General features: G+C 61.7%; 22 protein-coding genes and 1 pseudogene. 12 read left to right on the forward strand and 11 right to left on the reverse strand.

Going from position 1 to position 16,804, the window contains the following annotated elements; all coding sequences use genetic code 11:
• Nucleotides 1-163: 163 nt before the first annotated feature.
• A pseudogene (locus NWE53_RS14730) lies at nucleotides 164-1,151 on the reverse strand (IS481 family transposase).
• Nucleotides 1,152-1,230: 79 nt separating this feature from the next.
• Between NWE53_RS14730 and NWE53_RS14735 the strand changes: the two are divergent.
• Nucleotides 1,231-1,464: a hypothetical protein gene (locus tag NWE53_RS14735; RefSeq protein ID WP_265050136.1), complete on the forward strand. Its 234-nt coding sequence runs from the start codon at nucleotides 1,231-1,233 to the stop codon at nucleotides 1,462-1,464.
• 78 nt (nucleotides 1,465-1,542) lie between these two features.
• Here NWE53_RS14735 and NWE53_RS14740 read toward each other — a convergent pair whose 3' ends face one another.
• Nucleotides 1,543-1,743, reverse strand: coding sequence for a hypothetical protein (locus NWE53_RS14740; protein ID WP_265050137.1), 201 nt, complete (start codon nucleotides 1,741-1,743; stop codon nucleotides 1,543-1,545).
• Between the two features lie 396 nt (nucleotides 1,744-2,139).
• On the opposite strand from NWE53_RS14740, the gene NWE53_RS14745 reads away from it, so the two are divergent.
• The 9 genes from NWE53_RS14745 (at nucleotide 2,140) to NWE53_RS30040 (ending at nucleotide 9,081) form a co-directional block, all read left to right on the forward strand.
• Nucleotides 2,140-3,375 (forward strand): tyrosine-type recombinase/integrase, encoded by a 1,236-nt coding sequence (locus NWE53_RS14745; protein WP_265050138.1) that lies wholly within the window; start codon nucleotides 2,140-2,142, stop codon nucleotides 3,373-3,375.
• A gap of 98 nt (nucleotides 3,376-3,473) precedes the next feature.
• A complete protein-coding gene (locus tag NWE53_RS14750; RefSeq protein WP_265050139.1) occupies nucleotides 3,474-3,704 on the forward strand; it encodes a hypothetical protein in 231 nt (76 codons plus the stop codon).
• A gap of 139 nt (nucleotides 3,705-3,843) precedes the next feature.
• On the forward strand, nucleotides 3,844-4,362 hold the full coding sequence (locus NWE53_RS14755; RefSeq protein ID WP_265050140.1) for a hypothetical protein: 519 nt from the start codon (nucleotides 3,844-3,846) through the stop codon (nucleotides 4,360-4,362).
• Nucleotides 4,363-4,531: 169 nt separating this feature from the next.
• Complete coding sequence (locus NWE53_RS14760; RefSeq protein WP_265050141.1) at nucleotides 4,532-4,720, forward strand: helix-turn-helix domain-containing protein; 189 nt, start codon at nucleotides 4,532-4,534, stop codon at nucleotides 4,718-4,720.
• 197 nt (nucleotides 4,721-4,917) lie between these two features.
• Nucleotides 4,918-5,154, forward strand: coding sequence for a hypothetical protein (locus tag NWE53_RS14765; RefSeq protein ID WP_265050142.1), 237 nt, complete (start codon nucleotides 4,918-4,920; stop codon nucleotides 5,152-5,154).
• Entirely contained in the window at nucleotides 5,154-6,101 is a 948-nt protein-coding gene (locus NWE53_RS14770) for a YfjI family protein (RefSeq protein ID WP_265050143.1), read from the forward strand. The genes NWE53_RS14765 and NWE53_RS14770 overlap by 1 nt, the downstream gene beginning before the upstream one ends.
• Nucleotides 6,008-6,739 carry a DUF3987 domain-containing protein gene (locus NWE53_RS14775; protein ID WP_331489881.1) on the forward strand — a complete coding sequence of 244 codons (732 nt, stop codon included), beginning with the start codon at nucleotides 6,008-6,010 and terminating at the stop codon, nucleotides 6,737-6,739. Before NWE53_RS14770 ends, NWE53_RS14775 begins: the two co-directional genes overlap by 94 nt.
• A gap of 942 nt (nucleotides 6,740-7,681) precedes the next feature.
• Complete coding sequence (locus NWE53_RS14780; protein ID WP_265050144.1) at nucleotides 7,682-8,056, forward strand: hypothetical protein; 375 nt, start codon at nucleotides 7,682-7,684, stop codon at nucleotides 8,054-8,056.
• 830 nt (nucleotides 8,057-8,886) lie between these two features.
• Nucleotides 8,887-9,081: a peptidoglycan-binding domain-containing protein gene (locus NWE53_RS30040; RefSeq protein ID WP_442864834.1), complete on the forward strand. Its 195-nt coding sequence runs from the start codon at nucleotides 8,887-8,889 to the stop codon at nucleotides 9,079-9,081.
• A gap of 160 nt (nucleotides 9,082-9,241) precedes the next feature.
• On the opposite strand, the gene NWE53_RS14785 is transcribed toward NWE53_RS30040, so the two are convergent.
• From NWE53_RS14785 to NWE53_RS14800, 4 genes are all read right to left on the reverse strand, one after another.
• Nucleotides 9,242-9,451: a hypothetical protein gene (locus NWE53_RS14785; protein ID WP_265050145.1), complete on the reverse strand. Its 210-nt coding sequence runs from the start codon at nucleotides 9,449-9,451 to the stop codon at nucleotides 9,242-9,244.
• On the reverse strand, nucleotides 9,448-9,822 hold the full coding sequence (locus NWE53_RS14790) for a hypothetical protein (RefSeq protein WP_265050146.1): 375 nt from the start codon (nucleotides 9,820-9,822) through the stop codon (nucleotides 9,448-9,450). Before NWE53_RS14790 ends, NWE53_RS14785 begins: the two co-directional genes overlap by 4 nt.
• 208 nt (nucleotides 9,823-10,030) lie before the next feature.
• Nucleotides 10,031-10,468 (reverse strand): DUF5681 domain-containing protein, encoded by a 438-nt coding sequence (locus NWE53_RS14795; RefSeq protein ID WP_265050147.1) that lies wholly within the window; start codon nucleotides 10,466-10,468, stop codon nucleotides 10,031-10,033.
• A 460-nt stretch (nucleotides 10,469-10,928) separates the two neighbouring features.
• Nucleotides 10,929-11,990, reverse strand: coding sequence for an SGNH/GDSL hydrolase family protein (locus NWE53_RS14800; protein ID WP_265050148.1), 1,062 nt, complete (start codon nucleotides 11,988-11,990; stop codon nucleotides 10,929-10,931).
• 1,189 nt (nucleotides 11,991-13,179) lie between these two features.
• Here NWE53_RS14800 and NWE53_RS14805 point away from each other — a divergent pair.
• Nucleotides 13,180-13,596 carry a DUF1236 domain-containing protein gene (locus tag NWE53_RS14805; protein WP_265054916.1) on the forward strand — a complete coding sequence of 139 codons (417 nt, stop codon included), beginning with the start codon at nucleotides 13,180-13,182 and terminating at the stop codon, nucleotides 13,594-13,596.
• A gap of 611 nt (nucleotides 13,597-14,207) precedes the next feature.
• Here NWE53_RS14805 and NWE53_RS14810 read toward each other — a convergent pair.
• The 3 genes from NWE53_RS14810 to NWE53_RS14820 all read right to left on the reverse strand — a co-directional run bounded on the left by NWE53_RS14810 (nucleotide 14,208) and on the right by NWE53_RS14820 (nucleotide 15,090).
• On the reverse strand, nucleotides 14,208-14,330 hold the full coding sequence (locus NWE53_RS14810; RefSeq protein WP_265050149.1) for a hypothetical protein: 123 nt from the start codon (nucleotides 14,328-14,330) through the stop codon (nucleotides 14,208-14,210).
• A 280-nt stretch (nucleotides 14,331-14,610) separates the two neighbouring features.
• A complete protein-coding gene (locus NWE53_RS14815) occupies nucleotides 14,611-14,820 on the reverse strand; it encodes a hypothetical protein (protein ID WP_265050150.1) in 210 nt (69 codons plus the stop codon).
• 30 nt (nucleotides 14,821-14,850) lie between these two features.
• Nucleotides 14,851-15,090, reverse strand: coding sequence for a hypothetical protein (locus NWE53_RS14820; RefSeq protein WP_265050151.1), 240 nt, complete (start codon nucleotides 15,088-15,090; stop codon nucleotides 14,851-14,853).
• A gap of 122 nt (nucleotides 15,091-15,212) precedes the next feature.
• Between NWE53_RS14820 and NWE53_RS14825 the strand changes: the two genes are divergently transcribed.
• Nucleotides 15,213-15,668: an ATP dependent DNA ligase gene (locus NWE53_RS14825; protein WP_265050152.1), complete on the forward strand. Its 456-nt coding sequence runs from the start codon at nucleotides 15,213-15,215 to the stop codon at nucleotides 15,666-15,668.
• Nucleotides 15,669-15,708: 40 nt separating this feature from the next.
• On the opposite strand, the gene NWE53_RS14830 is transcribed toward NWE53_RS14825, so the two are convergent.
• Nucleotides 15,709-16,038 carry a hypothetical protein gene (locus NWE53_RS14830; RefSeq protein WP_265050153.1) on the reverse strand — a complete coding sequence of 110 codons (330 nt, stop codon included), beginning with the start codon at nucleotides 16,036-16,038 and terminating at the stop codon, nucleotides 15,709-15,711.
• A gap of 216 nt (nucleotides 16,039-16,254) precedes the next feature.
• Complete coding sequence (locus tag NWE53_RS14835; RefSeq protein ID WP_265050154.1) at nucleotides 16,255-16,404, reverse strand: hypothetical protein; 150 nt, start codon at nucleotides 16,402-16,404, stop codon at nucleotides 16,255-16,257.
• Nucleotides 16,405-16,804 lie beyond the last annotated feature (400 nt).

The raw sequence follows: 16,804 nt of genomic DNA on the forward strand, positions 1-16,804 counted from the left end.
TAGGCGATACTGAGGAAAAGCTCTTCGGGCGCCGGTCGTGTGGGGATGAGCCCGTCTGCAAACGACCATTCGATCATCCGTGAGATAACCTCCCGGTTTTTCTCGAGGCCCGACGGCCAATAGTCGCGCCCCATGATCTCGGTGGTGCGTCGCAGTTCCTCCCCTACCCAGGGCAGGCTGATCTTGAGGTGTTTAGTCCCGGCATTTGGTGGATTGGATCGAGGGTGAATCGTTTCCGGCTCTGAAGTCCAGCGCTTGCAGGTGAACTCGTAGGGCGTGAGGCCTTTGAGGGTCTTCAGGCGCCGGCCGAAATTGTAAGCTGAGACGAAGTCCTGGAGGTGACGATCGAGCTGGTCGTGGCTGTCGTAGTGATAGCGTTTGACGGTCGCGTCTTTGATCGTCCGGTTCATTCGCTCGACCTGCCCATTGGTCCAGGGATGGTTGATCTTGGTGAAGCGGTGCTCGATGCCATTCTCGCGGCAGCGCATCGCGAACATGTGGGTGATGTAACGGGCCGTGGGACCGTTGGCGTAGCGCGGCGGGAAGCGGAATTGGATGCCGTTGTCGGTCAGGATCGTATGGACCCTGTAGGGAACGGCTGCGATCAGGGCGACGAGGAAAGCTGAGGCCGTCACCCGGTTGGCGCTCTCCACCGGTTGCACGAAGGCGAATTTGCTCGTCCGATCGATCGCGACAAACAGATAGAGCTTTCCTTCGGCGGTCTGGACCTCGGCGATGTCGATGTGGAAGAAGCCGATCGGATAGGACTTGAACCGCTTCTTCGGCTCCTTGTCGCCCTCGATCTCCGGTAGCCGGCTGATGCCGTGCCGTTGCAGGCAGCGATGCAACGACGAACGGGTCAGATGCGGGATCGTGGCCTGAAGCGCGTAGAGGCAGTCATCCAAAGGCAGCAGGGTATGTCGTCGAAAGGCGACGATGATCGCCTCTTCCTCGGCTGACAGAACCGTCGAAGCCGGCTGCTGCGGGCCCGTCGGCAGATCAGCCACCGAGGCCCGCTTCTTCCACTTCGCGACGGTCTTCTGGTTGAGGCCGTAGCGCTTTGCCAGAGCCCTCAGGCTCGCTTGACTATGCTGTATCGCTCGACGGATCGCCTCCGTCGTTGTGGCGCTCCCGTGCAGAACCTGGCCCATAGTGCCTCCTTCCATCCGATGGAAAAGATCGCACCATCAAAACCTGGGATCAAACACCTAGATACGAATGGAAATCGTAATGTTCGAACTTTCAAAGCAGCGCTTAACGGCCGACAACCAATTTTCGAAGATCCAAACCCGCTCGCTCTCTCACGCAAGGATTGTTTCCGAAACGGAGAAGCTGATCCAGCATCGCGAGGACAACATGCTCAAACTGCGCGGGCTTCGTCTGGCGAAAGAAGCCAATGTTAAACAGGCTGGCCTAGCAGCACAGATCAAAACGAAGTCGCGGCGCCGTCCGGGCTTCAAATAGCCCAGGAGCCGAACTCTTTCAGTCTTGGCAGTATGTGGCAGCCCATTCAGCTTCCGTTAGGATTGGGCTCAATGGCCTTCATGCCGCGAAGTCTTCCGCAGCAAAGCGTCGGATCACGATAAACAGGTCATTCTGTCGCGCGGCGCCGGAAGCAATTAGCTCGGCCTCCTTGCACTTCGCATCTTCCGATCGGGCCTCAATGAGATGCTGTCGCGCGGCGCCGGCATCCCTGACACTCTCCAGCTTGGCGACGCGCTGCCTGATACCTGCTGTGCTCATTGCGGGGCTCCTCATAGATCGTCACGAACATCACGAACTCGTCACGCTCGGCAGCCGTGCCGGCTCGGATCATGGCCGTTCGCTGGGCTTGCACGTCCTCATGGCTGCGGCCGAATATGATGCTTCCAGGGGCGCGGCATCGCGAGAGCCATTGTGTACCACCCGTGTGTACCACTCGGGCGGCTGCAAGCCACTGATTTTTCAGAACTCTTTTTGGATCAAACCCTTAGCGGGATGATGGCGGACAGGGAGTCCGTGTAATTGAACTGCCATGACGTGCTTCAAGGTGAACGCAGTAGGGGAGTCTCACGAACATAACCGGAAAATTGTTGCCGGTCTGTGCCTTTCTGTGTCATGAAATGACAGTCGCCTGGTGGGGTGAAAGGTGGGGTAGCGGTGGGGCGCCAAGTCAACAAACTCACAGCACGAGGCGTCGCCACATTGACGGCGCCGGGGCGGCACAGCGATGGCGGCGGCCTTTATCTGTGGGTCGATGCCAGCGGCGCGAAGCGCTGGCTTTTCTTGTTCCGGTGGGGAACTGTCCGAAAGGAGATGGGTCTCGGCGGGCTCGATGCCGTTACGCTGGCGGAGGCTCGGGCGAAGGCATCCGCCGCCCGGAAACTCCTCGATGCAGGCAGCGATCCAATCCAAGCTCGAAAAGATGCCATCGCAGCGGCAGAGGCTGGCCCAAATGCGACGCCTACTTTTGGCGAGTTCGCCGAGACACTGATCGAAGACATCAAATCCGGTTTTCGGAACGCGAAGCATCAGGCGCAATGGTCGTCATCGCTTAAGACGCATGCCGGTTCGCTCTGGCCTCTCCGAATAGACGAAGTTGGGACCGAGCATGTGCTCGATGTGCTCAAGCCGATCTGGAGGACCAAGGCGGAAACAGCATCGCGCGTGCGCGGTCGCATCGAACGCATCCTCGATGCCGCCAAGGCCAAGGGCAAACGTATCGGGGAGAACCCAGCGCGATGGCGCGGCCACCTCGACAAGTTGCTTCCGCAGAGGTCGAGGCTCGCGCGCGGCCATCACGCCGCCATGGCTTACGATGATGTGCCCGCCTTCGTCCAAAGCCTCCGCGAGCGTGAAGCCACTGCGGCGCGCGCCCTTGAGTTTCTGATCCTGACCGCCTCGCGCACTGGAGAGATCCGGGGTGCGAAATGGAACGAATTCGACTTCGAGCGCGGCGTCTGGACCGTTGCTGCCGATAGGATGAAAGCCGGGCGGGTTCACCGCGTTCCGCTAGCCGAACGCCCGCTCGATATCGCGCGGTCTCTTCAACAGAGCAACACCAGCGAGTTTGTATTTGCCGGCTCTCGCAAAGACCGGCCGCTATCATCTCACGCCATTCTGATGCTGATGCGCCGCATGCAGATGGAGCAATATACGCCGCACGGCTTTCGATCGAGTTTTCGAGACTGGTGCGGCGAGCAAACCGCATTTCCGCGCGAGATTGCCGAGGCCGCACTTGCGCACGTCGTCGGCGATGAGACTGAGCGAGCCTATCGCCGTCGCGACGCGCTGGAGAAGCGCCGCAAGCTCATGGACGCCTGGGCGCGTTTCGTCGATACGCCCAAGTCAAAGGGAACCAACATCACTCCTATCGGCGCCAAACGCGCCGGGTAGTTAACGAGACAGAGGCGGATAGCATGGCCAGGCGACGAGTGGGGAAGCACCGCCCCGCCGCCCCTATGATCCCAACGGTGCGTCGAGGGGTGCGGCGAGTGAGTATTACGAAGGGCATTCCGGAAGGCGAAAGAATCAGCCTCCAGAAAGCGGTGACCTGGGCCTTCTATGGCTGGAGCTTGGCGGGTGATCTATCCCGAAAAGAAATAGAAGAATTGGATCGACTCGCCGACTATCCGGCTCCCGGCTCAATCTACCACTCATTGCCGGAACTTCGTCAGGACAGCAAAAAAGGATTTCTGGCTGAAGTTCGAACATCTTTTCAATGAAGCATGCGCCGAACGTCTTCTGCCGCTGACCGGCAGAAAGACTGGCGAGACACTGTCCATCTCGATACCGCATAAGTATTTCGACAGGCAACCCGGCGAGAAACGTGGTCTGGATGTCTGGGGCGATAAATCGGCCATCATGAGCATGCCTTCCAATTCTTCCTTAGACCTGATTTTGAGAAAGCGTCACGATGGCGACGTCTCATGGGAAGACGTTTGGGTTGATATCGCTAAGTTCACTGCTTGGTTTGACAAGGCTAAAGCCCTGCTCCTAGGGCTGCCGCCGACGCCCCTAGATGCCGAAGGCGATCTAGCGGGCAATGTTCCGAGCCAGGACAGTGCCCCTACGGTTTCCGAAATTGGCCTCACACGGAAGGACATCAACGAGGTTCGCCAGATTCGCCGCGTCCTCACGATTCACGACCGCTTCGGCGCGCCTCTCAAGGGAAAGCAGCTTGTTGTGGCGATAGCCCTCCGAGATTGTTTCGGATCTGACGCGGGCCGCGGCAAAAATATAGCAACGCGCGTTGAAGCCGTCCGGGAGTGGCACGAGCGCGTTGAGAAGGCGCAGGACGAGCAACTGCCGGCGTTGCCTACCCAAACAAAGGATATTTCCCGACTGATCCACCATGTGGACAAAAAATTATTCACGAGCTAACCCATTGATATCATTTCTTTCCGTCGCGCAAAATCGCTGGCGCATTTCTGCGCCGTTCCGCGCATTTCTGCGCTGTTGCGGCGCATTTTTGCGCCTTCAACCTCCATCCACGCCACGACGCGCAACGGCATGAAGCCGGCGCCGGATGGCGGGATTGGAGACCCCCAACGTGGAACCCGTCGCCCTCACTCTCGATGACGTAGCGCTTCAGGCTCGCATGAGCCGGCGCAAGGTCTATCGGCTGCTGAAGACCGGCGAGCTTAAGGCTCGCAAGAACGGCCGACAGACGCTGATCCTGGCCGAAGACTTCAAGGCCTGGCTTGCCTCGCTCCCCTCCGCCGATCTGGAGGTCGCCTGAGCCATGCTGAAGACGAAAAACCCCACGGCGCCGTTTACGGCGACCGCAGGGTCGGAACTGCTTCGCTGGGGAGCTAGCAATTTCGACCTTAACACACAGCGACTTGCTCTCAACAGCATTCTGCGCCGCGTCGCTGTCTCCGAGCCTCTCGCGCTCGTCATCGCCACTCATGCCGGCCTCCTTCGGGGGGCCCGCTGATGGCTGGTCTCCCTCCCGACAGCGCCGCCGCCTCGGCAATCGACATCGAGCCCGCCCTTTTCGAGCAACTCGGCTTCGTGAGCATCTATGCCGGCATCGCACAATCGCACATGGAAACCCGCGATTTCGCGGGCCTTGCGTATTCGGTGCGTCAGCTCGTCGCCCGCACCCGCTTTGTGGCGGGCGTCCTGAACGATCTCGGCAAGAGCGCCGATTCCAAATCGGAGACGCGCTGATGGCCTTTGACAAGATTGATCTCTCCGACCTCGACATCAAGCCGGCGCCTTTCGCGCCGGCCCTCCTCCTCAGCCAGACCAGCGATGCCCGACGCCAGGATTCTGACCGGGCCGACGGCGAATGGCCACGTCCCGAGCCGATCGTCACGGCGCTCCCTCCGGTTGCAGGCTTCGCCGCCGATCTGCTCCCGAACCGGCTGCGCGGTTACGTTTTCGATGTTGCGGAACGCCAGCAAAGCCCGCGCGATTTCGTGGCCGTCGCGCTTCTCTGCGGCATCGCTGCCGTTGTCGGAAACCAGGTTCGCGTCAGTCCCAAGCAGCATGACGACTGGACCGTCGTGCCCAACCTCTGGGGTGTCGAGATCGGCCCGCCCTCGGCGATGAAATCTCCGGCGATGCGGGCGGCGCTGGCGCCGATTTACAAGCTCGAGGACGAAATGCGGGATCTTTGGGAGCAGCGTTGCGCCGCGATTGCCGAGGACGAGGCGCTTGCCGAACTCAGCGCCAAGGCAGCGAAGAGCAAGGCGGCCAAGGCGATGAAGGCCGGCGATCGAGAGGACGCCCGCAGGCTCCTGAAGGAATCGCAGGATGACGGTGAGGAGCCGCCACCTTGCCCCCGCCTCATCGTCAACGACGCGACAGTTGAGAAGCTCGGCGAGCTGCTCAACGAAAACCCCAACGGGCTCCTGCTCATCCGCGACGAGTTGCCCGGCTTCCTGGCCCGGATGGAGGACGAGGACTGCCAGGGCGAACGTGCCTTCTATCTGGAGGCGTATAACGGCGATGGCTCGTTCACCTTCGACCGGATTGGGCGGGGGGCACCAAACACATCCCGTCCTGCACGCTCTCCATCATCGGCGGCGTCCAGCCCTCCCGCATCATCCCGTTGGTCAGAGGCGCGGTCTCGGGCTCCAGCAATGACGGCCTGCTCCAGCGCCTCCAGATGACTGTCTGGCCCGATCCCAGCGCGTCGTGGAAATGGGTGGACCGATCGCCGGATGCCTCGGCCCGGATCGCCGTGGATCGGATCTTCCGCGACATGCGGGACATGCCGGCGACGCCTGACGGGGAGCCCCGCATCATGCGGTTCGAACCGGCGGCGCAGGATGCTTTCCGCGAGTGGATGGAAGGCATTCAGATTGAGGCCCGCTCCGGCGCCCTGCCCTCGGCGCTGGAGAGCCATCTCCTCAAGATGCCGAAGACGGTCGCCAGCCTTGCGCTCATCTTCGACCTGATCGAGGGCGACGGCGACGACCTGATCGGCGTAGATTCCCTCCTGCGGGCTCTCGGCTGGGCAGACTATCTGCGCACCCATGCGAACCGCCTCTATGCCTCTGGCCAGACAATGGCGGAGGAAGGCGCTCGTCTGATCGTCGAGCGGCGCGGGCTGCTTCCGAAAACCTTTACCGTCCGAGACGTGCACAAGAAGGACTGGACCGGCCTGACCGACAAAGATGCGGTCCAATCGGCCATCGAAGTGCTGCTGGGAACCTGCCACTGCCGCGAGGCCCGTCGGGGTCATGTCGGGGCGGGCAGGCCAACGGTCGCCTACGAGTGGAACCCCAACATCCTGGTGGAGGGCTGACGATGGGCAAGTGGCTGGAGCGCCGTCGTGAGCATGAAAAAAAGCGGCGGATGGCCGGAAGTGAAACCCCCAAAACCCACAAAATACCCGAGCCACCTATTTTGGGGGTTTTGTCGGTTCGCTCCGGGCGGGAATCCGTGAATTTTTCACCTCGCTCGACGACGACGCGATGGCGGCATTCGAGGAGCGCGCCGTGGACTGCCCCGCTCAGAAGCCGAGCGGCTGGCGCGTCTCCAGCCCCCCACGAGACACTGAGGCCGGCCCATGAGCCGGAGCGCCGCACCAACCGCGCCCGGCCGGATGCCGGGTCAACCGAGAGAGCGGAACCGCGCCATGGCTGAGCCAAGTCTGCCGATCGGACGCAGGGAAGGCGACGCCATGTGGGCGGGATTCTCGAGACGCGCTTGCCGGGCTAATTCGCCACGGCGTAGATGCGCGGTGCTACGGGCGAGAGGTGGCCACCTGCACGAATGCAGCCGAGCTCGACGTTGGAAGCGAAATGATGAGCCAAAGCTGGGCAGTCCCATACTGGCGCTATGGCGGAGCCCGCTATTCCAAGGCGTATGTCGAAGTATTGTCAGCCCATGTCGGCATGCATGCCGGGACGTTCATCGAGCCCGAGCGCTGGCGTCGGGGCGAGCGTCGGTGATGTCGGTGGTCGCGTCACCTCGCACGCGCCCAACGGCGGCGCCTAAACCGGATCAGCAGCGCCGCTAGGCTGATAAGCCCTGCCAGGCCCGTCCCAACTCCGATCAAAAACTGCCCGGAGTACGGATTCGGGTATGGGGGATGGCTGTACGGTGAACTCGCCGAAGAGACGCGTGCACGGGGCCGCCTGCTGATGAAATACGCGGTTACTCCACAGCCAATCGCAACACCGAGAAACACGGCAGCGACGATCAAGCTGGCGGTTACCAGCCCGAACCGAAGCGCGAGCACAGTGTGGCCCGCGTCAATCGCATATCCGAGCGCAAAAATGGTGATGAGTGCCGCGACAGCGAGCAGTCCATGGCTAAGGGCTACGCGCTTAATCGCCGCCGTGGCGTGAGCGGTGAAGTAGGCGAGCAACGCGCCCACAAGCTATCGAGCCGCCCAGAAGCCGAGCACGACGCCTGCTGCCGCTGCCCACCCCAGCGCCCGCAACGGCCGAGCCTGGATTTCATCGATGAGCAGCTGCTGAAATTCACTGACGCTTTCCGAGGCTGCATCAGTGACTTCTTCGATTACTTCTACCGCTTCGCTCTGGCCCTGAGCGGCGAGCTCATCGGCACTTCGAGACATAGCCTTGAAGCCATCTTCCATGACGGGGTCTCCTAGAGGTGCATGAGCGGCAGCGGCGGGCGGCAGGTTTGAAGGCAACGGCGCGCGGCCTTCGCTGTTCCGAACTCAGAACCGATTATCCCCGGAATAGTTGCGTGCCCGCATCTCGACGCTGCCGTGTCGCGAAGCTTGTGGCCGCGTCGGGAACCTTGTGGGAACCAACCGAGCGCCTATCTCGTTGTCAGCGCGGCATCCTCGGATGCCTGCCGCCGATCCTGCTGCAGAATCCGGGAGCACCCAACTCCCCGCCGTGATCGAACGCCGGAAACTCCAACTCCGGCGGTCCACCAAATCCTCTCGGGTCAGCTGTTGTAGCTGTTTGTGGCAAGAAACCAAGCAAAGGAGCGCTGCCGATGGGCATGAAGACGAGCTTGACTTTGGGCTCCCTCGCTGTCGCCGCACTCTTAGTCGCCGGTATAGCTTACCGGGAGTTCCACGAAAGCTCGCACACCGCTGCTCTGTCGGGTACGACTGGCGCAATCCCAGCGGCACCTCATGCCAGTACTCCGCCTCCCGCGCCCGCGCCTCAGGCCAGTGCTCCGCCTCCGGCGCCTGCGCCTCAGGCCAGTACTCCGCCTTCAGCGTCTGCACCTGAGGGCAGTGCCCCCCCTCCAGCGCCTTCGCTTCAAGCCAGTGCTCCGCCTCCAGCGCCTGCGCCTGCGCTTAGACCGTCCTCCACCCCACCTGTGAGCGCACAGTCCAACGAGCCCGCGGCATCCCCGGCCACGCCGCCAAGCCCACCCGCGACAGCGGAGCGAGTGCAGGCAACAAAACCTCCCTCGGCAACGCCTTCGGCCTCAACGGCAACCCTGCCTGCTGAGGGCCAAATGTCTGAATCGGACCGACGACAGGTCCAGCAATTATTACAGCGCCTGGACTACTACCAAGGACCCGTTGATGGAAAATTCGGTCGGTCGACCCGTGCCGCCATCCGTCGTTTCCAGGCCAGCATTGGCGTCAAAAGTACCGGCTACTTGACCGCCGCGGAGGCTACTCGCCTGAAGGGGTCTGTACCCAGATAAATGATTGAATAGTTGGGCAACACGACCAGCGACCGCGACGGCTCGACCATTCTCCTCACGCCGGCATAAAGTCTGGCTCCTATCCCCAACTCTAGAGCTGGCTGGGGAAAACTGGACGTCCGGATAAGGGGAACTTTGTAGGTTTTGCGCGGAGCGGGCGTTAACGGGCTTCTCGTTCACGGCAAAAAGCGGCCTGCCATTCAGCTTCCGTCATCGGGCTCTGGCCATCCGTCTCGTCGAACGCGATATCGGCTCCAGCCTCGACGCCGTCCCTTTCTGCATCGCTCAGCGGGTGGGCGCTGATATCGTAGCGCACACCACCGCTGACACGTGTCTCCAGTTTCGCGATGCGCTGTGACAATCGCATCATGGCGCCGGCCTCGCTGCGCTCGCAATGATGGCGGCATTCAACGCGGCGTCGGACATCAGCCCCACAGCGCGGCTGCCCCGCGTTTGATCGAGCCGGTCACAAGGCTCGGCATCTGAAAAGAGCGCCATCAGCTCAGTGTCGGAAAGCCCCGGAACATCGCTCCACCGTGCTTCCGGCAACTCAGCAGGCCCGGGCATCACGCCCATGATGATCGGATCGCCCCGCCTTACGGCTCCAGCCGCGAGCGCGTGCTCGTAGGCCTGCTGGAGAGCCTCCGCCGACCGCTCCCAGAGCACGAAGGCGACGGCTGTCCGATTGTCGCCGGCATACCTCCGCTCCAGCTCCCTGAGGCGGCGTTGGAGGGCCGTCATGTATCCGCCCTCATCGCGGCGCGGACTGCTGCAACGGCGCGAGGGGCGTAGCCAGGCTGCCCGATTAGCTCGGCACTGATCTGCTCCGCCCATTCGGGGTCAGCCAACACAGCGGCCACGCGAGCGTCGCGCGCGGCCTTCGACCGGTGATCCGATACGGGACGGCGCCGGGCCTCCAGCCTGGTGAGGCGACGGTGGACGGCGTTCATCATGCTCGCCCTCCTTCCAGTACCTCAAGCCTGCGGTGCAGATCGGTGACCTCGATGGCCTTGGCATGGGCATCGACCAGCCGGCCGAGTTCGGCGGCTTCGGACGGCGTCAGCTCGCCCGCCGCGACCGCCTCCAGGATGGCCTGCGTCGCCTTGGGCAGATCGGCCACCGTCTCGATCCTGGGAAGGTCGAAGGTGACGGGTCGGTCGCGACGGGCAGGCGCCAGTCGATCCATACACAGCCGCAGCGCCGTCATGTCGCCGGCGAGCCCGAGTTCGATCGCCTTGCGTGTGAGGGCGCCGGCCTCGCCTTCCAGCAAAGCCTCGATGGCGAGCGTAACCTTGTGGCGAGTGCCCTTTGCCTTGCCAGCCGGGTTGCCCGACCGCCCTGGCCTGAACTTGCCGCCGCCCTGTTTCCCTTCTGCATTTGCAGGCATCACAGCAAACCTCTAGCGACAGCCTAACCCTCTCCGGCGGGATTTTTCCGCCGGGCCTGGCTCAGTCGATCCGGTTCCAGGTCGCGTCCGAACCCCCAGCCGAATTGGCAAATTTGCAATCAAACAGATCAGAAGGCGCCTTCGATTTTGCAAGAATGCCATGGAGAATAACATCCGTGACTGCGCGGCGCTAGCTTAGGGGAGGTTATGCCCTCAGGCCTGGGAGCCCGCTGGCTGGGCGACAAACCAATACGGTGTGTGAACGTTGGTCGTTATTGCCGGGTGTTTCTGCTCCGGTGATCGGCCGGATAGACCCGGCCGCGGTGCGCAACTTGGCGCGATATCGGCTCGCGAGCCGGGCCATTCTCCTCGAGCCAAATCAACGAGCCGCTGCGAAGCAAATGCTCGTGGACTTACGCTCGCCCGCGACACTTCATTGGCACCGGTTCGAACGGACAGCTCAAGGAGCGGCAATGAAACGAGCCACTTCCTCGTCGCTGTTCGGTGTCAAAGGCAGGTCGAAGGCCTCGCGCAGGCGACCCACAAGCGACTGTGCCCATAGTGCATTCACTACAAGGCCACCGTGATGATCAGCCACTTCCACATTATTCGGCTCATCACCGACTGTGTTGGTGACGCGCAGCTTTCCGTCGATGGTGACTGACCTGAAGACTGGCGTTGCGTCGGACCCGCGTGGGCCCCAACGGTCTCGAAACCAGTCTCCGAGGTCGAAGAAGGCGGTTCGTGCGTCGGCACTGGTTAGCTCACGCATCTGAGCGTTGAAACCATCGAAGGCCGTTTGAATGTTGCCAAGCGTCGGGCGGTATCTGTCGAAGACCTCAGGGTCATTCACCTGATTATCCACGCCGACCAGTAAGATGCGGGTCTCTGGATGGGCGGCATGGATGAGGCGGATGGCAGCAGCGATTTGTTCCACGCAATAGGCCGCCGCAGCGCGGACCTTAGGTGCCTTAGGATCGCGTGCCTGATCATCGAGCACGGCCGACCAATCATTGTTGCCTATCCGAATGACGACGACGCCGTTGCGCCAACGCCCTGGGGCATGGTCCATCAGCTCTACCAGCCGCGGCGCCTGAGGATAACGCTGTAGCGGTCCGCCCATCAAATTCTTGCAGGTGGCGCCGGAATTCGCGAAATTGTAAAGGTAATCCTCCTTCCTTGGCGTTCGACCGGCGTGTAGCCCGACTAAGTCGCGCAACCAAGTCATTTGGTTAGAACGTCCCCATCGCACCCACGGCCCAAGATTGAGCTCGTTGCCACGCAGGCGCGCCAGCACTTCGGTCCACTGGAAGGTGCGGGCACGAAATGCACCGCCGCGGTCAGCGGAACCCGGCGGGAAGCTCAGACTATCCTGATAGGAATGGCTGCTGGAATCCCCCAGAACGGCCAGTGCAATTGTAGTCGGCTGAGAACTGTCGGTGGGGGTGCCGCCATCCCACAAGACCAAGCTGGCCAGGCCGAGGGCAACGAGCCCAGCCATCGCGCCAAGCGCGTACCTCATCTCGGCGCATCGACGAAAAAAGTTCCGCCCGAGGCCATGATGGGCAGACTTGCCGCGAGAATTACAAGCGCTGCGCTGCCTCGGTAAGACGACCTTCCCGCAGATGAGAAAGTCGCGCCGCGACTCTCTTGGTCTTGGCTGTTCGGCAAAGCCCCTGCGGGATTCCGTTCGTCCATGGCAGACTGTAGGAGACTGCCGTCCGCAAGACACAACCGCGCAAAGTGGGTAGCTCCGACGAGCAGCAGACCCCACCTTTCAACTTCGGCATCGGAAGCCTGACAGGGCTCGGCATTCGAACGGGGCATAGTTTAGCGGTGCGGCCACATCAATTGGCCCAGGGTTTCAATCCAAGGGTCAGGCGCACGAATGTCAACGTGAACTGCCCGCTGGCTTCTGCCGGCGGGATTTTTTGTCTCAGATCAATGCGCCGGTGATGCAACTGCCTAAATTTTCGGGCGCCGACCCACGGCGTAGGAAGGAGCCATGCCATATTCATCGTTGAGTGACCCGGTCGACCTTGCTCGGGCACAGGCAGTTTTGAAGGCCGTATGGGACGAAGTCGTGTCAAGCACTCCTGATGGGTTTGAGCAACGGCAACGCACACGGTTAGCCTATATTGTGGCTGCGCTGGTGGCCGTCGCGGACGATGACGATGATCTGAAGCGGAAGGTACTCGATCTCTACCGGCAATCGGCCCTGAGCTGAGCCCGGAAGAGAAGTGGCACAGTTCACCAAGCGAGCCGGCAGCGCCCGATCGGCTGGTAGGACAGCGAAATCAGTAGCGGCCGTTCGCCTGCGCGCGACGACGGTCATCGGCCCGGCCCTCCGAAAGGAGGCCGGGCCTTTTTGTGCAGGGCGAGTGCCCAAGACGGTTGGTAAGCGGACCTCGGCTCATCGCCCGGAAACGGACATTCGGATAGTTCGGCTCCAGACTTGGAGTGAAATGAGGGGTCATGGCTTCAGCGCGTAAGCAGTGACCGGCCGTCGGGAAATCTGCTGCGTTATAGCCTTTCAAATATAGGGTGATTCCCAACGCACCGTTTCTGAACGGATGTTCAGCAAGCATCTGAATGTTTATTCAGAATTCGCGTGGATAGGCGGTAAAATCCAAAAAAATCAGGAAGTATAGGGAACCGTTTACAGGAGTTCTAAGTTGCGGCCTGCGTCTGGGGAAAATTCAGGAGATCGACTGATGAAGAAGATCATTCTCGCTGCATCTATCGCGATGCTTCCGATGGTCGCGTTGGCACAGAACCCCGAAGGTGCGCGCGGTGGCGCGGCCGCTGGCGCTGCAACGGGCGCTGTCGGCGGCGCGATCGTGGGCGGGCCCGTCGGGGCGGTCGTCGGCGGTGTCGGGGGGGCCGTCGTCGGTGGCATCGCGGGCGACGCCACGCCGCGCTTCAAGACCTATGTCCAGGCGCATGAAGTCCCTTCCTATAGGTATCGCGAGGACGTTCGCGTCGGCGCCGTGCTGCCGGAGAGCGGCGTGACCTATCGGGAGGTGCCGGCCGAGTTCGGCACGAAGGGCTATCGCTACACTGTCGTCAACGACCGGACCGTGATCGTGGAGCCTAAGACCCGCAAGATCATCCAGGTGATCGAGTAACGCATCTATGACCGCCAGCCTTCCGCAGAAGGCTGGCGGTCATCTCCCGGTTCGCTGGAAAGGCTTCTTCAGATGCCAATCTCGCAGATCAATCGGATGACCGCGTCCAGGCGCGTAAAGGCCCGCCCGGCCCCACCGACGCGCGAGCTTTTCCGAGAGCGCTACTGCGATGAAGATGGGAACGTCTTCACGGTCGTCGTGTGGCAAGGTTACTCAGGGCCGAAGCGGAGGTTCTACACCCTCGAAGATGGGACGCAGGTTCAAAGCCATAGCAGCGCCGCGCTCCGGATTACCACCACCGGACAGATTATCGTTCCCTGTGAGGATTAGGCACTCGCGGACGAAAGGGGCATTCCGCCCGGAAAAGGGCTTTATATTCGGCGCGCGTCCTTATCATAGCGGCCCGTCAGTCCTTCGGGGTTGGCGAACGTCTGGATTTTTCGTGTGTGTCGCCCTGCGTAGCGCGAAGTTCAACGTAGCGAAGTCGAGTCCTGGCCGTATTCGGCAAGCCAGTCTCGGCCAGCCAGGCGAGAAACGCGGCGGGGCGGATGGTGACCATCTCAATCGCACGCCCCATCGCGAGCAGTTCGTTCATCACTAATAGGGCGCGTTCAAGCCAATTCATAGTCGCTCGTCATCAGATCGCGGTCTTGCGCCAGCGCCCAAAGCTGCGCAAAATACTCGGGCTCGTACCACGGCATGGCGATCGTGTACGCCTCGACCGTCGGGTTCACGGAGTGCCGACCCGTCCGCGCGCGGCGCGGAAGCTGGGGATACCAACCGCCTAAATAGGAGGCAGTTGGCTTGCCTCGCAGTACGCGCTTCAGCTCAGTTGGAGTCAAACAGCAAGGCCGGCGTGTTAAGGGCCGTTTCAGCGCAGCGTTGCGATCAATGTCCGCTCGCAGCCGGATGACCTGCGCCTCTCCAAGAATGCCTTTGAGGATTAATTTCGAGCACGCGTGGAGCGGAGCGCGTCCCAGTCGTCCGAGTCGATGGAGGGCCTAGCGCACTGCCTTATTGAACCGGCTGGTGCTTCGCCTGCTCCTGGCTGGCCTTTGCGAGCATGGCCTCCAACGCGATGAGTGCCGTCATCGGCAATACCAGGAGAATGTCGGCATTGCCCACAGTTTCGAACTGGATGGTGGCGTCACCGCGCGGATCGCTACTCACTTCGATCATGGTCGGTTTGACGACGGTGACCTCGACTGTCGGCTTCTCGGGCATGGCTCACACGTTGCCAGTTGGAATCGTTGTTCAGTCGTCGCACCGCGTGAGCATCCTGCCGCTTGGAAGCGCGAAGTAGCATTTATCCTCGTAGTGCAGGGGCGTCCCGTCATCGAGGGTGTAGGAGACTGTCGAGAGCCCCGGCTTGTTCTGCCAGACGATGACCGTGTAGCGGTTGCCTTCCTCATCCTGGCAGTCCTCTCGATACAGCTCCCGTTTGCTCGTCGACGAACGGCGGACGCGGACGTCTGGGGCTTGCAACGCGACCATTGGAGCACCTCACCACAACGTGCTGATGAGCGCTCAACGGACGGCCTTCGACCGCGGTTCCGCAACGGAACGAATCATTCCGCCGCTCGTTTGCGACTCGGTTCATTGCGGGAGTGAGTTTAATGGGTACGCGTCCGGTTCTCAGGGCCGGGCTGGGCGGGGATGCCATCAAGGGTCCGCTCGCCCGGCGGCGACGTGGCGACTGGCTCAAGATCAAGCGCGTCCAGGCAGAGCGTTTCGTGATTATCGGCTATGAGGCCTCGACAACAGCACCAGGCGGGATCGGCCGGCTGCTGCTTGCGGCCTGCCAGCGGAATCACCTGGTCTATGTAGGCAGCGTCGGTACGGGCTTCACCCAAGCCGGCGCGACAGCGCTGCGCAAGCAGATGGACGAACTCATCATCCTGAAGCCGGCGCTCTGCATGAAGGGGTGCCGACAGGACTATCGCTGGCTCACGCCGGCGTTGGTCGCAGAGGTGGAGTTTCTGGCCTGGACTCATGACGGAAAGCTGCAACAGGCGTCGTACAAGGGGTTGCTCGTGGATGCCGATGCCGCTGAGGTCTTCGCGCTGCGCTGAAGCGTGATGTGGCTCTCGCGCGTCCTTAGCGTGTAAAGGCCTATTTCTGCGGAGGTACCGGCCCGTCAGCCAACGTGCCTTCGCCAAAACCGTTCGACCGCGCGTCGTCGATTTCGCATCGGCCAATCACATGGTGCGCGGCGTCCGGGCCGCGCACGCGGTAATGCTGCTCACCATTACAGTTCGGCAAAAGCTGGATGATCTCGAAAGGGCCAGGGCGGAGCGCACCGGCAAAATTGCGCTGGAGATCGACAAAATCCCCCAGTTGGTACTCCGCCCCCATCACGATTTTTCGCGCTGTGGCCTCAGACTTAGTCGGACGCACTCCGGCCCGGCGCCGATTCACGGAGGGGCCATCGCCACGCATCATGACGTGTCCTCAAAGACCTTCACGGCGTCAGCGATGATGCAAGCTCGCGCTCCTCGTCGCTGGTGCAGCCCTGAGATCCTGGGCTTGCTCAATGGCGGCGCTGAGTTCATCTTCATTGCGGATCACGAGGCGGCCCATTCCGGAATAACCTGGCGCTTGCCAGTTCGTTCCGGCCCGATCAGGCGGGCCAAGGCCTTTTTCGTTTTGGGCCTCGGTCTAGCCAATCCGCTTCTTCGATTCCCAGACCTCGACGGCGAGCTGCAAGTTGATCAGCTCATGCTCCTCCGGTGTATCCTCGGCGCAGCCGGCAAGCTCGACAATGCGCTTCTTGGCGGCCTCGTATTCGGTCTTTGTCGTGATCGTCACGGCGCGGCCCTCGATTCCGCGATCGCGGCGAGCTCGCGTTTCTCGTCGCTGTGGTTGGTGAGCAGCGCTCAGATCGTCTTCGTTGCGGACACCCATCCGGCTCACGGGCGCTTAACGGGCTCAGTAGCGCTTCGTTCCCAGCCCCTACCGGTACAACCGTCGCGCAGATGGTACGCCTTATCTACATTTTGTAGACGGCGACGTTTGCCCGGCCTAACCTCGATTTGCCGAGACTCGGCAGGAACGCCACCGCTGCACAGCCTCCCAGCCAAGCCTCAGCGGTGGCGTTTTGCTGTGTGCCTCCCGCCGCATGGGAGCCACCGCCAAGCGCCTTTAGAACATGATCGGCATTCTTGAGCCGACCGCGCAATTGCAGCGCAATCCGCGCTGCATTGGTATG

Origin of the sequence: Bosea sp. NBC_00550, assembly GCF_026020075.1 — a bacterium.
Classification (GTDB): domain Bacteria; phylum Pseudomonadota; class Alphaproteobacteria; order Rhizobiales; family Beijerinckiaceae; genus Allobosea.

Excerpts from the sequence above, each read along its gene's own strand:
- NWE53_RS14735 (WP_265050136.1), top strand. The coding sequence starts at position 1,231 with ATGTTCGAACTTTCAAAGCAGCGCTTAACGGCCGACAACCAATTTTCG.
- NWE53_RS14740 (WP_265050137.1), bottom strand. The coding sequence starts at position 1,743 with ATGAGCACAGCAGGTATCAGGCAGCGCGTCGCCAAGCTGGAGAGTGTC.
- NWE53_RS14755 (WP_265050140.1), top strand. The coding sequence starts at position 3,844 with ATGAGCATGCCTTCCAATTCTTCCTTAGACCTGATTTTGAGAAAGCGT.
- NWE53_RS14765 (WP_265050142.1), top strand. The coding sequence starts at position 4,918 with ATGGCTGGTCTCCCTCCCGACAGCGCCGCCGCCTCGGCAATCGACATC.
- NWE53_RS14770 (WP_265050143.1), top strand. The coding sequence starts at position 5,154 with ATGGCCTTTGACAAGATTGATCTCTCCGACCTCGACATCAAGCCGGCG.
- NWE53_RS30040 (WP_442864834.1), top strand. The coding sequence starts at position 8,887 with ATGTCTGAATCGGACCGACGACAGGTCCAGCAATTATTACAGCGCCTG.
- NWE53_RS14785 (WP_265050145.1), bottom strand. The coding sequence starts at position 9,451 with ATGATGCGATTGTCACAGCGCATCGCGAAACTGGAGACACGTGTCAGC.
- NWE53_RS14790 (WP_265050146.1), bottom strand. The coding sequence starts at position 9,822 with ATGACGGCCCTCCAACGCCGCCTCAGGGAGCTGGAGCGGAGGTATGCC.
- NWE53_RS14795 (WP_265050147.1), bottom strand. The coding sequence starts at position 10,468 with ATGCCTGCAAATGCAGAAGGGAAACAGGGCGGCGGCAAGTTCAGGCCA.
- NWE53_RS14800 (WP_265050148.1), bottom strand. The coding sequence starts at position 11,990 with ATGAGGTACGCGCTTGGCGCGATGGCTGGGCTCGTTGCCCTCGGCCTG.
- NWE53_RS14815 (WP_265050150.1), bottom strand. The coding sequence starts at position 14,820 with ATGCCCGAGAAGCCGACAGTCGAGGTCACCGTCGTCAAACCGACCATG.
- NWE53_RS14820 (WP_265050151.1), bottom strand. The coding sequence starts at position 15,090 with ATGGTCGCGTTGCAAGCCCCAGACGTCCGCGTCCGCCGTTCGTCGACG.
- NWE53_RS14825 (WP_265050152.1), top strand. The coding sequence starts at position 15,213 with ATGGGTACGCGTCCGGTTCTCAGGGCCGGGCTGGGCGGGGATGCCATC.
- NWE53_RS14830 (WP_265050153.1), bottom strand. The coding sequence starts at position 16,038 with ATGATGCGTGGCGATGGCCCCTCCGTGAATCGGCGCCGGGCCGGAGTG.